Below are 14717 nucleotides of genomic sequence, written 5' to 3'. Positions count from 1 at the left end.
ACGGTAGTCACATGATCGGGTGAACGGGTCCGGTACGGGCCGCCCGGGCACACCCGCACGTGTCGTGCCCCGGCGCCGGCCGCAGCGCGCGGGCGTCCACGACTCAGGGCGCGGCGGCGTCCCAGGCCGCCTTGATCATCCGGAAGACCTCGTCCACCGTGGCCCCGGGATCGTCCGCCCGGCAGGCCAGCGCGTAGGCGTCGATGGCGAACCGCGCGGTCGCCCGGCAGGCGGTCGCACTCCGGGACAGGTGGGGATCGGCGGTCAGTGCCCCTGCCAGCGCCTGCGCGTGACGCAGGCTCATCGATTCCTCGTATTCCCGCAGGGCGGGTGACCCCTCGATCATGCGTCGGACGGAGGCACCGCCCTCCGCCGTGCAGTGCCGCACCAGGGCCTGGACCTCGCGGTGCAGCGCCGGGATGAGCGGCTCGTGCGGAGGCCGGTCGGATACCGCTCGCGTGAGTCGCTGCTCGAAGTCCTGGTCGCGCTCGAAGACCAGGGCCTCCTTCGAGGCGAAGTGGGCGAAGACGGTGGTGACGGCCACGTCTGCCTCGGCCGCCACGTCACGGATGCCCACGGCCTCGTATCCGCGCTCCATGAAGAGGCGCAGCGCGGTGTCGGCGATCTTCTGACGGGTCGCGGCCTTCTTGCGTTCGCGGCGTCCGGAAGGCTCGGTCATGCCGTGACACTACCAGGTATGAATTCATAACCGTTGTGAAACCCTAACCGTTAGGGCTATCTTCGATCGCATGAGGAAAATCAGCTTCGCCGAGTTCGGCGGTCCCGAGGTCCTGCGCCTGGTGGAAGCCGAGGAGCCCCACGCGGGCCCCGGTCGGATACGCATCGCCGTACGGGCGGCGGGAGTCAACCCCGTCGACTGGAGGATCCGGGAGGGCCAGGTCCTGGGAGCCCATCCGGTCGAGCTGCCCGCCGGGGTCGGACTGGACGCCGCGGGGGTGGTGGATGAGGTCGGCGAAGGCGTCGAGGGGGTCGAGGTCGGCGACCGCGTGTTCGGCGAAGGCGCCGACACGTACGCCGAATTCGCCGTGCTGTCGGCCTGGGCCCGGATGCCCGAGGGACTGGCCTTCGAGGAGGCGGCCGGGTATCCGTCGGTGGTGGAGACCGCGCTGCGCGTCATCCGCGAGGTCGGCGTGCGGCCCGGGCAGACGCTGCTGGTCAGCGGCGCGTCCGGCGGCGTCGGGTCGGCGGTGCTGCAGATCGCCCGCGCGCGCGGGATCACGGTGATCGGCACGGCGGGGGCCGCGAACCAGGACTATCTGCGCGGCCTGGGCGCCCTCGCCACGACGTACGACGAGGGCTGGGTCGAACGGGTGCGGCACCTGGGCCGGGTCGACGCGGCCCTGGATCTGGCCGGCTCGGGCGTGATCCGCGAACTCGTCGAGCTGACCGGGGACCCGCGCAAGGTCGTCTCCATCGCCGACCTCGGTGCGCCGCAGCTGGGCGTCCGGTTCTCCGGCGTGGCCGGGAGCGTGCCGGACGCGCTCGCCGAGGCCGTTGACCTCATCTCCCGGGGCAGGCTCCACATCCCGGTCGAGAAGTCGTACCCGCTCACCGAGGCAGCGGCGGCGCACTCTGACAGCCGCGCGGGCCACACCCGGGGGCGCCGGGTCCTGGTCGTTTGAGCCGCGGCCGGCCCGGCGCGAGGAGGGGCAGCGGGACGAGACGCCGTCGGCAGAGCCTCGTGCCCATCCCCCGCCTGGTGGAGGTGATGCGGGAGGCGAGGACCCGGGCCGCTCGCCGGGCGGGTTCACCACCGAGGTCCACCTGGGCCCGGACGGTTGCTGCCGCCCGCCGTCCCTGGTCGTCATCCCGGGGCGGCGGGCGGATCGCACGCGGTTCGAGTCCGTACCGGAGCAGCCGGCGTCATCCGGCTCCGCACATGATCGCCCGGCCGGCTACGGGGAGGGCAGCCGGTGTGCCGCGGCGAACGCACCGTCATGGTGGACCAGCGCGGGGGCGTCCTCGGCGACCTCGCCCGTCTCCACCTCGCCGACGACCAAGAGGTGGTCGCCGATGTGCCGGCGCTGGGTGATGCGGGCCGTCAGCCAGGCGGGCACGTCCTCCAGGAGCGGGAGCCCATCGGCCTCCCGCGTCCAGCGGACCCCCTCGAAGCGGTCGACGCCGCTTCGCGCGAACTGCCGTGCCAGCGCGGTGTTCCCGGTGCCGAGCAGGTGGACGGCGAACCGGTCCGCGCGCTGTACGGATCCCGCGGTCGAGGCGCCGAGGTCCAGGTAGAAGGCAACCAGGGGCGGCCGCAGCGACACGGAGGTGAACGAGGTGGCCGTGAACCCCGCGGGCCCGGGGACGGTGATCACCGTGACACCGGCGGCGTGCCGCCGCAGGGTGTGACGCAACACGTCGGCGGCCGTGTCGACCGCGGGAGCCACGGAGGGCTGGGTGACGGGGTCGGTGGAGATGGTCATGCCGGTTCCCTTCGGCTGGTGGAGTGCGATGTGGTGTGGAGCCGGGGGTCGTGGAGCCGGGGGTCGTGGAGCGGAGCGGGTAGGGGACGCGGGTACGCGCCGGTCACCACGCGCTCGACTCGACCACGACCACCGGGGTCAGTCCGTCCCTTACGGTCTCCAGGAAGGTGACGACCTCCGCCGCCACGGAACGGTGCTGCACGTCGTTGAGGACGTCGTGGTGGGCGCCGCGGACCAGCGAAAGCCGGGCACGGGGCAACGACTTGGCGACCCGGGCGAGATCCTCGTGGTCGGCCAGTGGGTCGGCGTCGCCGATGAGCAGCAGTGTCGGGGCGGCGACGGTGCCCTCGTACACGGCGTCGAGCAGGGAGTCCGGGACCGGTTCGGCCAGCGACCCCCGGCGGACCTCGGCGTCGTCGCTCAGCACGCCCCGGTGCGTGGGGCAGGCGGTGCGTACGTCGAGTTCGGCGTCCCAGGTGTCCACCGAGCCGGTGGCGTGCCCCGGCAGCCCGGCGAGGACGACCCCGTCCGGTTCCAGGGCCTGCGCCTGCGCCTGCCGGGTCAGGAGCGCCGCCACGGCGGCGGCACCCGCGTCGGCTCCGACCAGTACCAACGGCCGTACCACGCCGTCGCCGTCGGCGGTTCCCTCCACGGCTCGCGCGAGCCGGGCGCCGAAGTCGACCGACGTGCCGCCCGGGAGCTCGTCCTCGGCCTGCGGCGGGTCGACGACCCGCACCCGGTAGGCGTCGGCGGCGAGTCGCTTGCCGAACCGCGCGTACGTGGCCCGGGTCTCCCCTCGGCCGGGCACCACGATGACCGTGCCGCGGGTGAGGAGACCCTCGGGGGCGTGGTGGTCGGTGTGGCCGGCGATCTCGGCGTTGCCGGCCCTGTCAGTGGGAACGGTGTGCTGGGTCATCTCATGCTCCTGCGGGCGTGGGGTCGGGCGGGGTGCCGGTCGAGGGCTTCCAGCCCAGAGCCGGCGCCACCTGCGTCGCGATGAGTTCGAGGGCACGCAACGCCGCGTCGTGATCCGGAACGGCCGGGTTGAACTGGGTGATCAAGTCGGTCGCGGCGTACTCCACCTCGTCGGAGCCGCTGCCGACTCCGATCTCGACCCGGCCGTCGCTGAGCGCGTCGACGGTGGAAACGTCCTCGGCGAGGCGGACCGGATCCTCCAGCGGGAGGACCGTGACGGCGGTGCCGAGGCGGATGCGGCGGGTTCTCGCCGCGGCGTGGGCGAGGAAGGTCCACGGTGAGGACAGGCCGCCTCCGCCCTGGGAGACGTGGTGCTGGGCGACCCATCCCACGTCGAAACCGAGTTCGTCCGCGGCGACGAAGAGTTCCTGGGCGTTGCGGTAGCTCCGGCGGGGGTCGTCGCCCCGGCCCTGGACGTGGGTGAGGAAGCCGAGTCTGAAACGCGGGGTCTCGATGGTCACGGGCGGCTGCCTTCAGCGGTGCGGGTCCCGTCGGCGGCGTCGTGGCCGGATGCGGCGGCCGGCGGGGTCGCGGTCGCGGTCGGGAATCGGACGGTGTGCACGTCGCGCCCACCGGTCACCGCAACTTCGGTCATGACCGGTCCTCAGCTGTTCAGGAGCTGGGGTGCGCGGCTGTGGCGGTTGGCCGGGATCGGCAGGCCGAGGTTGCCCCGCAGGGTGTCGGCCGCGTACTCGGTGCGGAACAGGCCGCGCTTCTGCAGCCGCGGGACCACTCCGTCCACGAAGAGTTCGAGGTCGTCGCCGGTGCGGAAGGCGAGGTTGATGCCGTCGAAGGTGCCGGCCTCGAACCACTTCTCGATGGTGTCGGCGACGGTGTCCGGTGAGCCGACGAAGGGTGAGCGGTGGAACTCGTTCACCAACGCGCCGACTTGGCGGAGTGTGAGGTTCTCGGTGCGGGCCCGCTCGATGAGCTTGGCCGCGCCCGTCCGGCCCCCCTTCTCCGCGAGGTGCGCGACGTCGGGGAAGGGGGCGTCCAGGTCGTGCGCGCTGAAGTCGTACGCGCCGAAGGACCGGCCGAGCAGGGCCAGGTTGCGGTCGAAGTCGTTGTCCTCCTCGAAGATCTCCCGCTCGCGGAGCCGGGCGGCCTCGTCGGTGGCGGCGACGACCGGACCGCCGTGGATGAAGATCTTGATGTGCTCGGGATCGCGGCCGTACGCGGCGGTTCGTGTCTTGATGTCGGAGTAGTACGCCTGCGCCTGCTCCAGGGAGCCTCCGGGTGCGTAGATGCCCTCGGCCACCTGTGCGGCGAGGTCGCGGCCCTCCTCGGAGACCCCGGCCTGGAAGATCACCGGCTGGCCCTGCGGGGAGCGGGAGAGGTTGAGGGGCCCCGCCACGTCGAAGTGCTCGCCGCGGTGCTCCAGCGCGTGCAACTTCGAGGGGTCGAGGAAGACGCCTCGATCCGGGTCGGCCGGGAACGCGTCGTCCTCGTAGGAGTCCCACAGGCCGCGGGCGACCTTGACGAACTCCACGGCGCGGCCGTATCGGGTGGTGTAGTCGAGGTGCTCTTCGAGCCCGAAGTTCTTCGACGTGCCGGTGTCGAAGCTGGTCACGACGTTCCAGCCGGCTCGGCCCCCGCTGATGTGGTCGAGGGAGGCGAACCGGCGGGCGAGGTTGAACGGCGAGTTGTAGGTGGAGCTCGCCGTGCCGACCAGTCCGATGTGCCGGGTGTGGGTGGCGACCGCCGACAGCAGGGTGAGTGGTTCGAGGCGGTTGAGGTAGTGCGCCGGGTACGTGGCGTTGATGAACTGGCTGTCGACGATGAACAGGGCGTCGAAGAGGGCGTGTTCGGCCGCCTTGGCCTGGTTGATGTAGTAGTTGATGTCGATGCTGGAGTTCTTCGCGACGCGCGGGTCCTTCCACAGGCCGTGCTGGCCGGGGCCGCCGACGCCGTAGGGGTGGAGTGCGAGGTGGATCGTGCGGGACATCGTGGGTCCTGTCTGTCGTGGAGGCGGTGGGATCAGGTGTGCAGGAGGGTGCGCAGGGCCTCCCGTTCGGCTCGGTCCGCCGGTGCGGAGCGCAGGGTGGGCGCGGAGCCGAGGAGCAGGCGGGTGTAGGGGTGCCGGGGGGCCCTGACGAGGTCGCGGGTGGCGCCGGTCTCGACGAGTTCGCCCCGGTAGAGGACCGCGATGCGGTCTGCGGTGCCGGCGACGGAGCCGAGGTCGTGGGAGATGAACACGAGGGCGACCCCGGCGGCGCGGAGTTCTTTGAGGATCTCCAGGACCTGGACCCGGTTGGCGGAGTCGAGGGCGCTGACCGGCTCGTCGAGGATGACCAGTCTCGGATCGGTGACCAGGGCGCGGGCCACCGCCACGCGCTGGCGCTGACCGCCGGACAGCTCTCCGGGCAGCCGGCCGAGCAGTTCCTCGGAGAGGTGGACGCGGGCGAGGAACGAGCGGACCCGCGCGGCGGCCTGCCCGGGCGCGACGCCCCGTATGAGCAGCGGCTCGGCCAGGGACTCCTCGACGGTGAGGTCCGGGTCGAGGCTGCGCAGCGGGTCCTGGAAGACGTACTGGACGATGCCGCGGCGCCGCAGGCCGCGCCACTGGCGGCGGTCGTGGTGGGTCACCTCCTCGCCGGCGACGCGGATCGAGCCCGCCGAGGGGCGGACCAGGCCGAGGACGGTGCGGGCGAGGGTGGACTTGCCTGAGCCCGTCTCGCCGATGATGCCGAGGGTCTCCCCGGGCGCGATGCTCAACGACACTCCGCGCAGGGCGTGTTGACGTCGGCGGCGCGGGCCGTAGTGCACGTCGAGGTCGGTGACTTCGAGGACCGGCCCCGGCGGCCGAGTGGCGGCGTCAGGGGCTTCGGGAGCGGGTGCGACGGTCACGACGCCTCCTGGGGTGCGAGGAACTTGTCTAGGCCGTACTGCTCGTGCTCGGCGATGAGCAGTCGGGTGTACTCGTGCCGCGGCTGGTGGAGCACGGCCCGCGTCGGGCCCTGCTCCACGACGTGGCCCTGGCGCATCACCAACACCTCGTCGCACAGTTGGGCGACGACGGCCAGGTCGTGGGAGACGACGACGAGGGCCAGCCCGGCGCTCTCGCGCAGGTCGGCGAGCAGGTCGAGGATCTCTGCCTGGACGGTGACGTCGAGGGCGGTCGTGGCCTCGTCGGCGATGAGGATCCGCGGGTCCGCGCAGATCGCGGCCGCGATCAGGACGCGTTGGAGCATGCCTCCGGACAGCTCGTGCGTGTACTGGCCGTAGACCAGTTCCGGATCGCGCAGGTGCACCGCCCGCAGGAGTTCGACGGTGCGCCGGCGTGCGTCCCGCCGTCCCAGCCCCTTCTTGACGCGCAGCACCTCGGTGATTTGCGGGCCCACGCGGATCGAGGGGTTCAGATAGGAGGCGGGGTCCTGGAAGACCGCGCCGATCGTGGCACCGCGCAGGGCGGTCCACTGTCGAGGCGTCAGGGCGGCGATGTCCGTGCCGACGATCTCGACCGAGCCGGCGGTGATCTCGAAGTGCGGGGGCAGGATGCCGAGCGCGGCCCGGCAGGTGAGGGTCTTGCCGCTGCCGGACTCGCCGACGATGCCGACCGTCCGGCCGGGTGCGAGGTCGAAGCTCACCCCGTGGACGATCCGGCGCCCGGTGACGTGATCGGTGATGTGCACGTCGCGTACCGAGAGCACCGGTGGGGCCGTGGGGCCGCCCGGAGCGGACGGTTCACCGCGGGTGCTGCCCGGGAGGTGCTCGGGGACGGTTTCGTGGGACAGCGTCGTCATCGCGTGCCTCCGGCGGGGACGGGGTCGGGGTCGGGCTTCTTGAGCCGGTTGGCTTGGGCCCTGCGGGTGTTGACCAGGGCGTGGCCGGCTTCCCCGGAGACGTCACGGATCGTGTCGGCGAGCAGGTTGGCGGCCCAGACGGTGACGGTGATCAGCAGGGCGGGTGCGACGGGGGCCCATGGTTGGTGGCTGAGGTAGCCCAGGTCCGAGGCGAGCAGACCGCCCCAGGTGGGCGCGGGAGGCTGGATGCCGATGCCGAGGAAGGTGAGGCTGGAGACGATGATGAAGCCGAGGCCGATGGTCTGGGCGAGCGCCACCGCGATCGGCGGGAGCACCTTGGTCCAGACGTGTCGGCGTACGACCCAGCCGATCGAGGCGCCGGAGATGAGCGCGGCCTCCACGTACTGCGAGCGGGCCACGGCGAGGGTGGCCGCGCGGGCCACCCGGTAGAGGAGGGGCGAGACCAGGGTGCCGGTGACGAGCATGGCCTGGGTGAGGCCGTTGCCGAGCAGGGCGATGACGGCGACGGCGAAGAGCAGGAACGGCAACGCGACGAGCGTGTCGGCGAGCCGGAGGGTGAGCCACTCGAAACCGCGCCCGAGATGGACGGACAGGATGCCGGGTATCGCGCCGACGGCGAGCGCCGTCAGGGCGACTTCGAGCGAACCGAGGACGCTCACGCGGGAGCCGTCCAGGAGGCGGCTCAGCACATCGCGGCCGAGGTGGTCCGTGCCCAGCCAGTGCGCTCCGGAGGCGGAGGCGAGCGGGTGTTCGCCGGTGGCCAGCGGATCCTGCGGGGCGAGCAGGGGGCCGAGGGCCGCGAGCAGCAGGATCAGGGTGAGGATGGCGACGGCGGTCCGTCCGGATGTGAGTGCGAGAACGCGACGCACCATGGTCACACCCCCCGTTGGGCTGCCGGCGTCACGCGGGCCAGCAGCAGGTTGACGATCAGGTTGAAGGTGACGACCAGGGCGATCGACACCACGAGGACGCCCTGTACGGCCGGTACGTCGCCGGCCTGGGCCGCGTCGTTGGCGAACCGGCCGAAGCCCTGGAGGCCGAAGATCCACTCCGTGACGACGGAGGCTCCGACCAGGGCGGGGAACTTCAGGCCCAGGGTGGCGAGTACCGGCCCGAGGCCGTTGCGCAGCACGTGCCCGAAGAAGATCCGGCGCGGGCTCAGCCCCCGTACCAGCGCGCCCGTCACGTAGTTCTCGCGGTAGGCGGCGATGAGACCGCCGCGCAGTTGGCGGGCGACGTCGGCGATGACGTCGAAGCTCAGCGCGACGGCCGGGAGGGTGATGTGGGCGAGCCACGGCCCGATTCCCTGTTCGGCGGGGACGTACCCGGCGGAGGGGAACCAGCCGAGTCCGACCGCGAGGACCACCACGAGCACGATGCCGACGACGAAGGCCGGCATCACCGAGATCAGGGTGACGAACCCGGTGATGGCGCGGTCGATCCACGTCGTGCGCCGCAGCGCCGCCACGGCGCCGAGGAGGAAGCCGGCCACGATGCCGATGAGGAGGGCGAACGTCGCGATGGACAGGCTCACCCCCAGGCCGAGCCCGATGAGCGTGGAGATGTCGGCGCCGTTGGCCCAGCTGGTGCCGAGCCGGCCGTGCAGGACCCCGCTGAACCAGTCCCAGTACTGGACCAGGAAGGGCTGGTCCAGCCCCCACTGGGCCTCCACCCGGTGGATCGCCTCGGGGGTCGCCTCCTCACCCAGCTGGATCCGTGCCGGGCTGAGCCCGCTCATCGACCGCAGCGAGAACGTCACGAAGGTCGCGACCAGGAAGACGGGGACGAAGATGGCGACCGACCGGGCCACGGCTGCCAGGACGCGGACCGCCGCGTGTCGCACCCGGGTCAGGGCGGCCCCGCGACGGCGGGCGGCCGCGGCGGGGTGGGCGGTGGTGGTCACGGGGTTGCCTCCTCTCTGTGGTGGACGGGAGTCAGTTGCCGGAGATGGTGACGCCGGTCCAGTCGATGTGCGCCGGGTTCTTGGGCAGGGCGGAGATCGACTTGCTCTTGGCGATGAGGTTCGGCGAGGAGTACGTGAAGACCAGCGCCTTGCTCTGTAGACCGGCCCGGGTCGCCGCCCGCAACACCTTCGGGTAGTCGGGCGCGTCCAGCGGGGTCTGGCGGACCTTCGCGATGGCCGCCTCGAAACCGTTCGGCTCGTAGGGCGAGCTGAGGTTGAGCGGGCCGTTGGGGCCGAAGTGGGCGGTGAGTGTCTGCGCGGCCGAGTCGCGGCCGGTGGTGCCGTAGAGCGAGAAGGTCAGGTCCTTGGCGAAGAAGGGGTTGGACCAGTTCTTGTCGATCTTGATGGTGACGGTGACACCGACCTTGGCCAGCTGCGACTGGACGATCTCGGCCTGCGGGTCTTCGTTGGGGATGACCAGGTTGAGCTTGATGTCCCCGGGCTTGTGGCCCGCTTCGGCGAGCAGTTGTCGCGCCTTCGCCGGGTCGTACGGGTGGGTGTTCTCGGACTCCGGGTCGTAGGCGACGTATCCCTTGGGGAACGGCTGGTTGGTCACCGAGCCGTGGCCGAAGGTGAGTTTGTCGACGAACTCCTGGCGGTTGACCGCGTAGCGCACGGCGTCGACGACCTTGTCGTTGTCGAACGGCGCCTTGTTGATGTTGAGGCTGATGTTCGAGGCGTTGAAGCCCGGCTGCACGAAGACGTCCAGGCCGGCCTTCTCGGCGGCGTCCGCCTGACTGGGCTTGATGTCGGCGAAGTTGTAGACGCCGGTCTGCAGGCCGTTGACGACCGTGGAGGCGTCGGGGGCGGAGGTGAGTTCGACGTTGTCGATGTGGATGTTCTTCGCGTCCCAGTACGCCGGGTTCTTCTTCAGGACCGCCTTGGTGCCCGGGACCAGCTGGGTGATGGTGAACGGGCCCGCGCCGACCGGGTTCTGGTCCAGTTTCTCGGGAGTGGCGGCGGCCTTGGGGCTGGCGATCTGCAGGACCCGCTGACCGAGCAGCTGGGGTATCTGGTAGTCGACCTGAGTGAGGTGGAGTACCGCGTCCAGGCCGTTGGCATCGACGGACTGAATGGATGTCAGGTCTCCGAAGAGTGCCGAGTTCTTCTGCTTCTTGGCCCGCTCGACGGCGTCCTTGACGGCTGTGGCGTCGAGCGGCACGCCGTCGGTGAACTTCAGCCCGGGGCGCAGGTGGAAGGTGACCTGGTCGCCCTTCTCGTTGTACTCCCAGCTCTCGGCGAGGTCCGGGACGGCGTTGCCGGTCTCGTCGGTACGGGTCAACGAGGCGTAGACCAGGGCGAGTTCCCGGAACTGGGCGCCGCTGCCGGAGACGACCGGATCCCAGTGGGCCGGGAAGTAGGAGGAGGTCCACTTCAGCGTGCCGTTGCCGCCCGCACCTCCGCCGCCGGCCGAGGCGGCGCCTCCGGCGCAGGCGCCGAGGGCCGGGGTGAGCACGGCGACGAGGGCGGTGGCGAGGATCGCGAGGCGCGGCCGGGCGATGTGACGCGCCGGCGGGACGTCCGGTCTGGAGCTGTGGGGCATGAGGTGTGTGGACATCTCAATCTTTCCTGTGACGTGGCCCGGTCTGGGGCGGGGGAAAGCGCGGAGGAGGCATGGCCGGCCGGCCGCACACGGCCCGTCGACAGGAGGTCGAGGGCAGGGCGGTCGCGGCTTCGGTGCGCGGGCAGGTACGCGTGATGCCGGCGGACGGCGCCGACAGGGCCGCGAACACCGGCCGAAAGCGGAGGAAGGGGGTACGACGAAGCGTGGAACACGAGGGCTTCGACAGGGGACGTCGCGGCTCGGCGGACGGGCGGGCGGCCGGGATCGCCGGGAGCGGTCAGGCGCCCGTGGGCCGGGAGCGGCGGTCGGTCAGCGACAGAGAGCGCTGGAGGTGCGCCGCAGGTCCACGTAGCGGCACACCACACCGGGGTGCGTCGTAAGCATGGGGCACATCCTGGGGGCAGCCGCCGACGGCTGTCAATGGACACCAATTGGTGTCTCATGAGGCGGGACGCCCCCGCCGCAGGTCACAAGCCTGTCAACGGCCTGTCAGTCGGTGGAAGAACTCCCGAGCCGAACAGCCGGATGCACTGCGGCTTCCTCGGGGTGCAGCCACAGGGGACCATTGCCGGTATCCACCCGGACCGCCCGCGCCGGCGGCCAGGGGCCCTGCGCGAGCATCGGCCGCTCGGGCTCGGTCAGGCTCCGGTGACGCTCCAACGCCTGCGCCGGAGCGATCGGTTCACCGGCCACCGGCAGACCCGGTGCCAGTTCCGCGAAGGCTGCGACGTAGTCCGCGTACGGGCGCCGGCCGGGCACCGCACGGTACTGCGCGGGGGTACGGACCAACAGCGTCGGAAGGGCGTACCGGTACCCACCCTCGGTCTCCTTGGCCGCGCCGGGATGCGGCGAGCCACCCCGTACGGACCGTACTTCGGGCACCGGACGGCGCGCCTCGGCATGGTCCGCGCGCACCTGCCCGAGCACCTCGGCGCCCGCGGCGTCCACCGACAGCCGTGCCGGATCCAGGCCCGGGACACCCGCCGCCGAGGCCAACGCCAACTCGAAGGTGTCCGCCGGCTCGCCGAGGACGAAGACACTCTCCCGCAGCCGGCGCAGCACCCGCTCGGCCACGTCGGCGCCCTGCCGCTCCGCGGCCTTGGCGACGAGGGAGGCGGGCCATGAACTGGCGGCCACCCGGTCGAGCGCCACGGCGCGGGGCGCCCGCGTGTGGGCGGTGATGTCCTCGACGTAGCGCGCGTACCAGGCGGTCTCCGCCGCCGGATCGGGGGCCGGGTCCTCGTCCTCGTCGAAGAGGATGCAGAACACGCGCCGCCAGCGCACCCGGCCGTCCAGGGCCGCCCGCAACCGGCGGAAGACCGGCTCCGAACCCCACGCCCAGGGGCACAACGGGTCGGTGTACTCCACGACTTCGAGCTCCGGCGGCGGCGTCGGCACGCCGCACGGAGCCGGTGGGGCGCTCACGCGGCGCCCTCACGGGGCAGCCGTCCGGCCGCTCCCACCGGCATCAGCGAAGCCAGCGTCGCCCGGCCCAGCACCGCCGCCGCGTCCGCCTCGATCCGCTGCCACACGCCGGGCAGCCCCGCGGCGGGGCCGGGGTAGACGAGCCCGGCCAGCGGCTCGCCACGCAACGAGATCAACTCGCCGTCCACCGCCCGCGCCACGTCCAACAGGGTGATCTCACCCGCGGGCCTGCCCAGCCAGTAGCCCCCCTCGCAGCCGCGCTGGCTGCGCACCAGCCCCGCCTTCCGTAGTTCGCCCACGACGGACTTCAGGAACCGGAACGGAATCTGCTGGGAGGAGGCGATGGCCTCGCAGGTCAGCGGGCGGCTCGGCTCACATGCGAGCTCCAGGAGAGCGCGCGTGGCGTAGTCCGCCTTCGCGGAGATATGCATGCGCCCATCATGCCCGACACGCTGCCGGCCCGAAGGGCTTCAACTGCTCCGCACTCCACATTGCGGCTACGTTGCCGCAGGTGAACGGCAAAGGACACCTCTTGACATCCTTTGTGGCGGCCCCCTAGCGTCCCGGCCATGAGCGAGCCGCCCACGATTCCCGGTGAAGGTTTCCACCCGCACCTCCCCGACGCACCGGACCGCCCGACGGCGCCGCTGCGCACCCGCCTGCATCACGTACGCGCGGGCTCCCTGGACGGTGACACCGCCCAGAGCGGTGGCATGCGGAGGGTCGCGGCCGTCAGCGGCAAGACGGTCGGCTCCGAGAAGCTGTGGATGGGCCAGACCCACGTGGCGCCCTCGACCGCCTCCTCCGACCACCACCACGGCGAGTCCGAGACCGCCATCTACGTGGTCAGCGGACACCCCGAGTTCGTCTTCCTGGACGACACGAGCGACCCGGCCGAGGAGGTGCGGCTGCGCACCTCCCCCGGCGACTACGTATTCGTCCCACCGTTCGTGCCCCACCGGGAGGAGAACCCGGATCCCGCCGAGCAGGCCGTGGTCGTCATCGCCCGCAGCACCCAGGAGGCGATCGTCGTCAACCTCCCCCACCTGTACGCCCTCCCGGCCGACGAGGCCTGAGCCCTCCCCCTCGGCGGGCACCTCGCTCATGCTCAACGCACCGTTTGTGGGGCCACTACCGGGTGGCGCAGGGGTCACAGCAGGACGGGGCCGGCTCGACGCACACGGATACGGAGTCGGTGTTGTCGGTGGTGTCCGGATCCCTTTCGTTGCCGGTGACGCTCGCGGTGTTTGCGATCAGGCCGGCCTTGGTGGCCTTGGCCCGCAACACGAGGGTGGCAGTGGCGCCGACGGCCAGATCGCCCACGGTCCACTGCCCGGTGGCAGGGTCGTAACTCCCGGGTGCGCCGTCGGCTGACAGGAAGGTGAGCCCGTCCGGAAGTCGGTCGGTGACGGTGACCCCGGAGGCCTGGTTCGGGCCGGTGTTGTGGACGGTGACGCGGTAGGTCACCGTCTGGCCGACGGTGACGGTGGTCGCGTCGGCGGCCTTGGCGACGGTCAGGTCGGCGGCGGGCTTGACCTGTGTGATCTGCTCGTTGGACGTGGACGTCAAGGGCTCCGGCCTGTCGCCGAGCCGGTTCTCGTAGGAGGCGGTCGCGGTGTTGCTGATCTGCTTGCCGCCGGCGGCCCGTTCGATGGTGACCCGGTACTCCACCGTGGTTCCGGCCGGCAGGGTCTCGGTGCTGGGCAGGCTGCCTCCCTGCAACGCGGAAGCTCCGTTGCCGAGATGGAAGACGACCTTGTTCGCCGCGGCGTCGAAGTACGCCTGGTCGTCACCTTGGGCGTCGCTCTTCGCTCCCGCGTTCGGACCGTCGACGATGCGCAGCGAACCGGGCAGATACGTCGTGCCCTGCGGGATGGCGTCGGTCAGGATGAGGTTGTCGGCCCCGCCACCGCCCTCGTTCTTGGCGGTGATGCGGTAGGTGACGACGTCGCCCACCTCCAGCGGCCCCGCGGGAATCGCGGTCTTGTCGAGCACCGTGTAGGCAGCGGTGCCGAAGAAGATGCCGTCGAGGAAGTTGCCGATGCCGCGGTTTCCGCCGGCGGCGGAGATGGAACGGAAGGCGAAGCGTGTCAGCGTCTGCCCTGCCGGGACGGTGTAGGTGCCCGTGTAGTAACCCCAGGCGGTGTTGCCGTCGGTGAAGCGCCTCTGCTCCGCCGTGGAGCCCGGCGCCCCGATGTCCAGCGCCATGGTGTCGTCCCCTTGACGGCCACGGTGGTAGAGCCGCCAGTACAGCTTCGTCCCGGGGGTGGTCGGCAAGTCCTGGTAGAGGGTGGAGACCTCGTTCGCGTTGAGCTCGGCGAACTGGGCTCCCTCGGCTGCCGGTACTCCCTGGAAGCCCGAGTGCCAGAGTTCGATCCTGTGGTCGGTGGCGGTGGTGAGCCAGCCCGGAACCCGCTTGGACGCCTGCGTCTGTGAGGCGTCCGGCAGGATCTCCACGCCGGTGACGGAGGGATCTTCGAAGCTGCCGTTGGCCAGGGCAACCCGGAGCGGAGCAGAAGGAGGTGTGGCCATGTTCTCCCCTTGAGTCGACGCTGCTGAACGCACCGCTGACCGGCCGCATC

General features: G+C 71.5%; 16 protein-coding genes. 2 read left to right on the top strand and 14 right to left on the bottom strand.

The window, feature by feature from the left end; translation table 11 throughout:
* Positions 1–103 precede the first annotated feature (103 nt).
* Positions 104–679 (bottom strand): TetR/AcrR family transcriptional regulator, encoded by a 576-nt coding sequence (locus tag OHA84_RS34780; protein ID WP_266967724.1) that lies wholly within the window; start codon positions 677–679, stop codon positions 104–106.
* A gap of 70 nt (positions 680–749) precedes the next feature.
* Between OHA84_RS34780 and OHA84_RS34775 the strand changes: the two genes are divergently transcribed.
* Entirely contained in the window at positions 750–1643 is an 894-nt protein-coding gene (locus OHA84_RS34775) for an NADP-dependent oxidoreductase (RefSeq protein ID WP_266967726.1), read from the top strand.
* 273 nt (positions 1644–1916) lie between these two features.
* Here OHA84_RS34775 and OHA84_RS34770 read toward each other — a convergent pair whose 3' ends face one another.
* From OHA84_RS34770 to OHA84_RS34715, 12 genes are all read right to left on the bottom strand, one after another.
* Entirely contained in the window at positions 1917–2444 is a 528-nt protein-coding gene (locus OHA84_RS34770) for a flavin reductase family protein (RefSeq protein ID WP_266967728.1), read from the bottom strand.
* A gap of 103 nt (positions 2445–2547) precedes the next feature.
* Positions 2548–3315 (bottom strand): alpha/beta hydrolase, encoded by a 768-nt coding sequence (locus tag OHA84_RS34765; protein ID WP_266973811.1) that lies wholly within the window; start codon positions 3313–3315, stop codon positions 2548–2550.
* A gap of 46 nt (positions 3316–3361) precedes the next feature.
* Positions 3362–3880, bottom strand: a complete 519-nt coding sequence (locus OHA84_RS34760; protein WP_266967730.1) for an LLM class flavin-dependent oxidoreductase — start codon at positions 3878–3880, stop codon at positions 3362–3364.
* Positions 3877–4014, bottom strand: a complete 138-nt coding sequence (locus tag OHA84_RS34755) for a hypothetical protein (protein ID WP_266967732.1) — start codon at positions 4012–4014, stop codon at positions 3877–3879. Before OHA84_RS34755 ends, OHA84_RS34760 begins: the two co-directional genes overlap by 4 nt.
* Positions 4015–4023: 9 nt before the next feature.
* On the bottom strand, positions 4024–5364 hold the full coding sequence (locus OHA84_RS34750) for an LLM class flavin-dependent oxidoreductase (protein WP_266967734.1): 1341 nt from the start codon (positions 5362–5364) through the stop codon (positions 4024–4026).
* 32 nt (positions 5365–5396) lie between these two features.
* Complete coding sequence (locus tag OHA84_RS34745; protein ID WP_266967736.1) at positions 5397–6266, bottom strand: ABC transporter ATP-binding protein; 870 nt, start codon at positions 6264–6266, stop codon at positions 5397–5399.
* Positions 6263–7162, bottom strand: a complete 900-nt coding sequence (locus tag OHA84_RS34740; RefSeq protein ID WP_266967738.1) for an ABC transporter ATP-binding protein — start codon at positions 7160–7162, stop codon at positions 6263–6265. Before OHA84_RS34740 ends, OHA84_RS34745 begins: the two co-directional genes overlap by 4 nt.
* Complete coding sequence (locus OHA84_RS34735; RefSeq protein ID WP_266967739.1) at positions 7159–8055, bottom strand: ABC transporter permease; 897 nt, start codon at positions 8053–8055, stop codon at positions 7159–7161. The genes OHA84_RS34740 and OHA84_RS34735 overlap by 4 nt, the downstream gene beginning before the upstream one ends.
* Positions 8056–8057: 2 nt before the next feature.
* On the bottom strand, positions 8058–9086 hold the full coding sequence (locus OHA84_RS34730; protein WP_371591540.1) for an ABC transporter permease: 1029 nt from the start codon (positions 9084–9086) through the stop codon (positions 8058–8060).
* A 31-nt stretch (positions 9087–9117) separates the two neighbouring features.
* Complete coding sequence (locus tag OHA84_RS34725; protein WP_371591539.1) at positions 9118–10704, bottom strand: ABC transporter substrate-binding protein; 1587 nt, start codon at positions 10702–10704, stop codon at positions 9118–9120.
* Positions 10705–11199: 495 nt separating this feature from the next.
* Positions 11200–12135 (bottom strand): DsbA family protein, encoded by a 936-nt coding sequence (locus OHA84_RS34720; RefSeq protein ID WP_266967741.1) that lies wholly within the window; start codon positions 12133–12135, stop codon positions 11200–11202.
* On the bottom strand, positions 12132–12566 hold the full coding sequence (locus tag OHA84_RS34715) for an Rrf2 family transcriptional regulator (RefSeq protein ID WP_266967743.1): 435 nt from the start codon (positions 12564–12566) through the stop codon (positions 12132–12134). Before OHA84_RS34715 ends, OHA84_RS34720 begins: the two co-directional genes overlap by 4 nt.
* Positions 12567–12704: 138 nt before the next feature.
* On the opposite strand from OHA84_RS34715, the gene OHA84_RS34710 reads away from it, so the two are divergent.
* A complete protein-coding gene (locus OHA84_RS34710) occupies positions 12705–13211 on the top strand; it encodes a cupin domain-containing protein (protein WP_266967745.1) in 507 nt (168 codons plus the stop codon).
* A 55-nt stretch (positions 13212–13266) separates the two neighbouring features.
* Here the strand turns inward: OHA84_RS34710 and OHA84_RS34705 are convergent, their stop codons facing one another.
* A complete protein-coding gene (locus OHA84_RS34705) occupies positions 13267–14667 on the bottom strand; it encodes a hypothetical protein (protein WP_266967747.1) in 1401 nt (466 codons plus the stop codon).
* Between the last annotated feature and the right edge of the window lie 50 nt (positions 14668–14717).

Origin of the sequence: Streptomyces sp. NBC_00513 (assembly GCF_041431415.1) — a bacterium.
Classification (GTDB): domain Bacteria; phylum Actinomycetota; class Actinomycetes; order Streptomycetales; family Streptomycetaceae; genus Streptomyces.
This window is presented reverse-complemented; position numbering and strand designations above follow the sequence as displayed.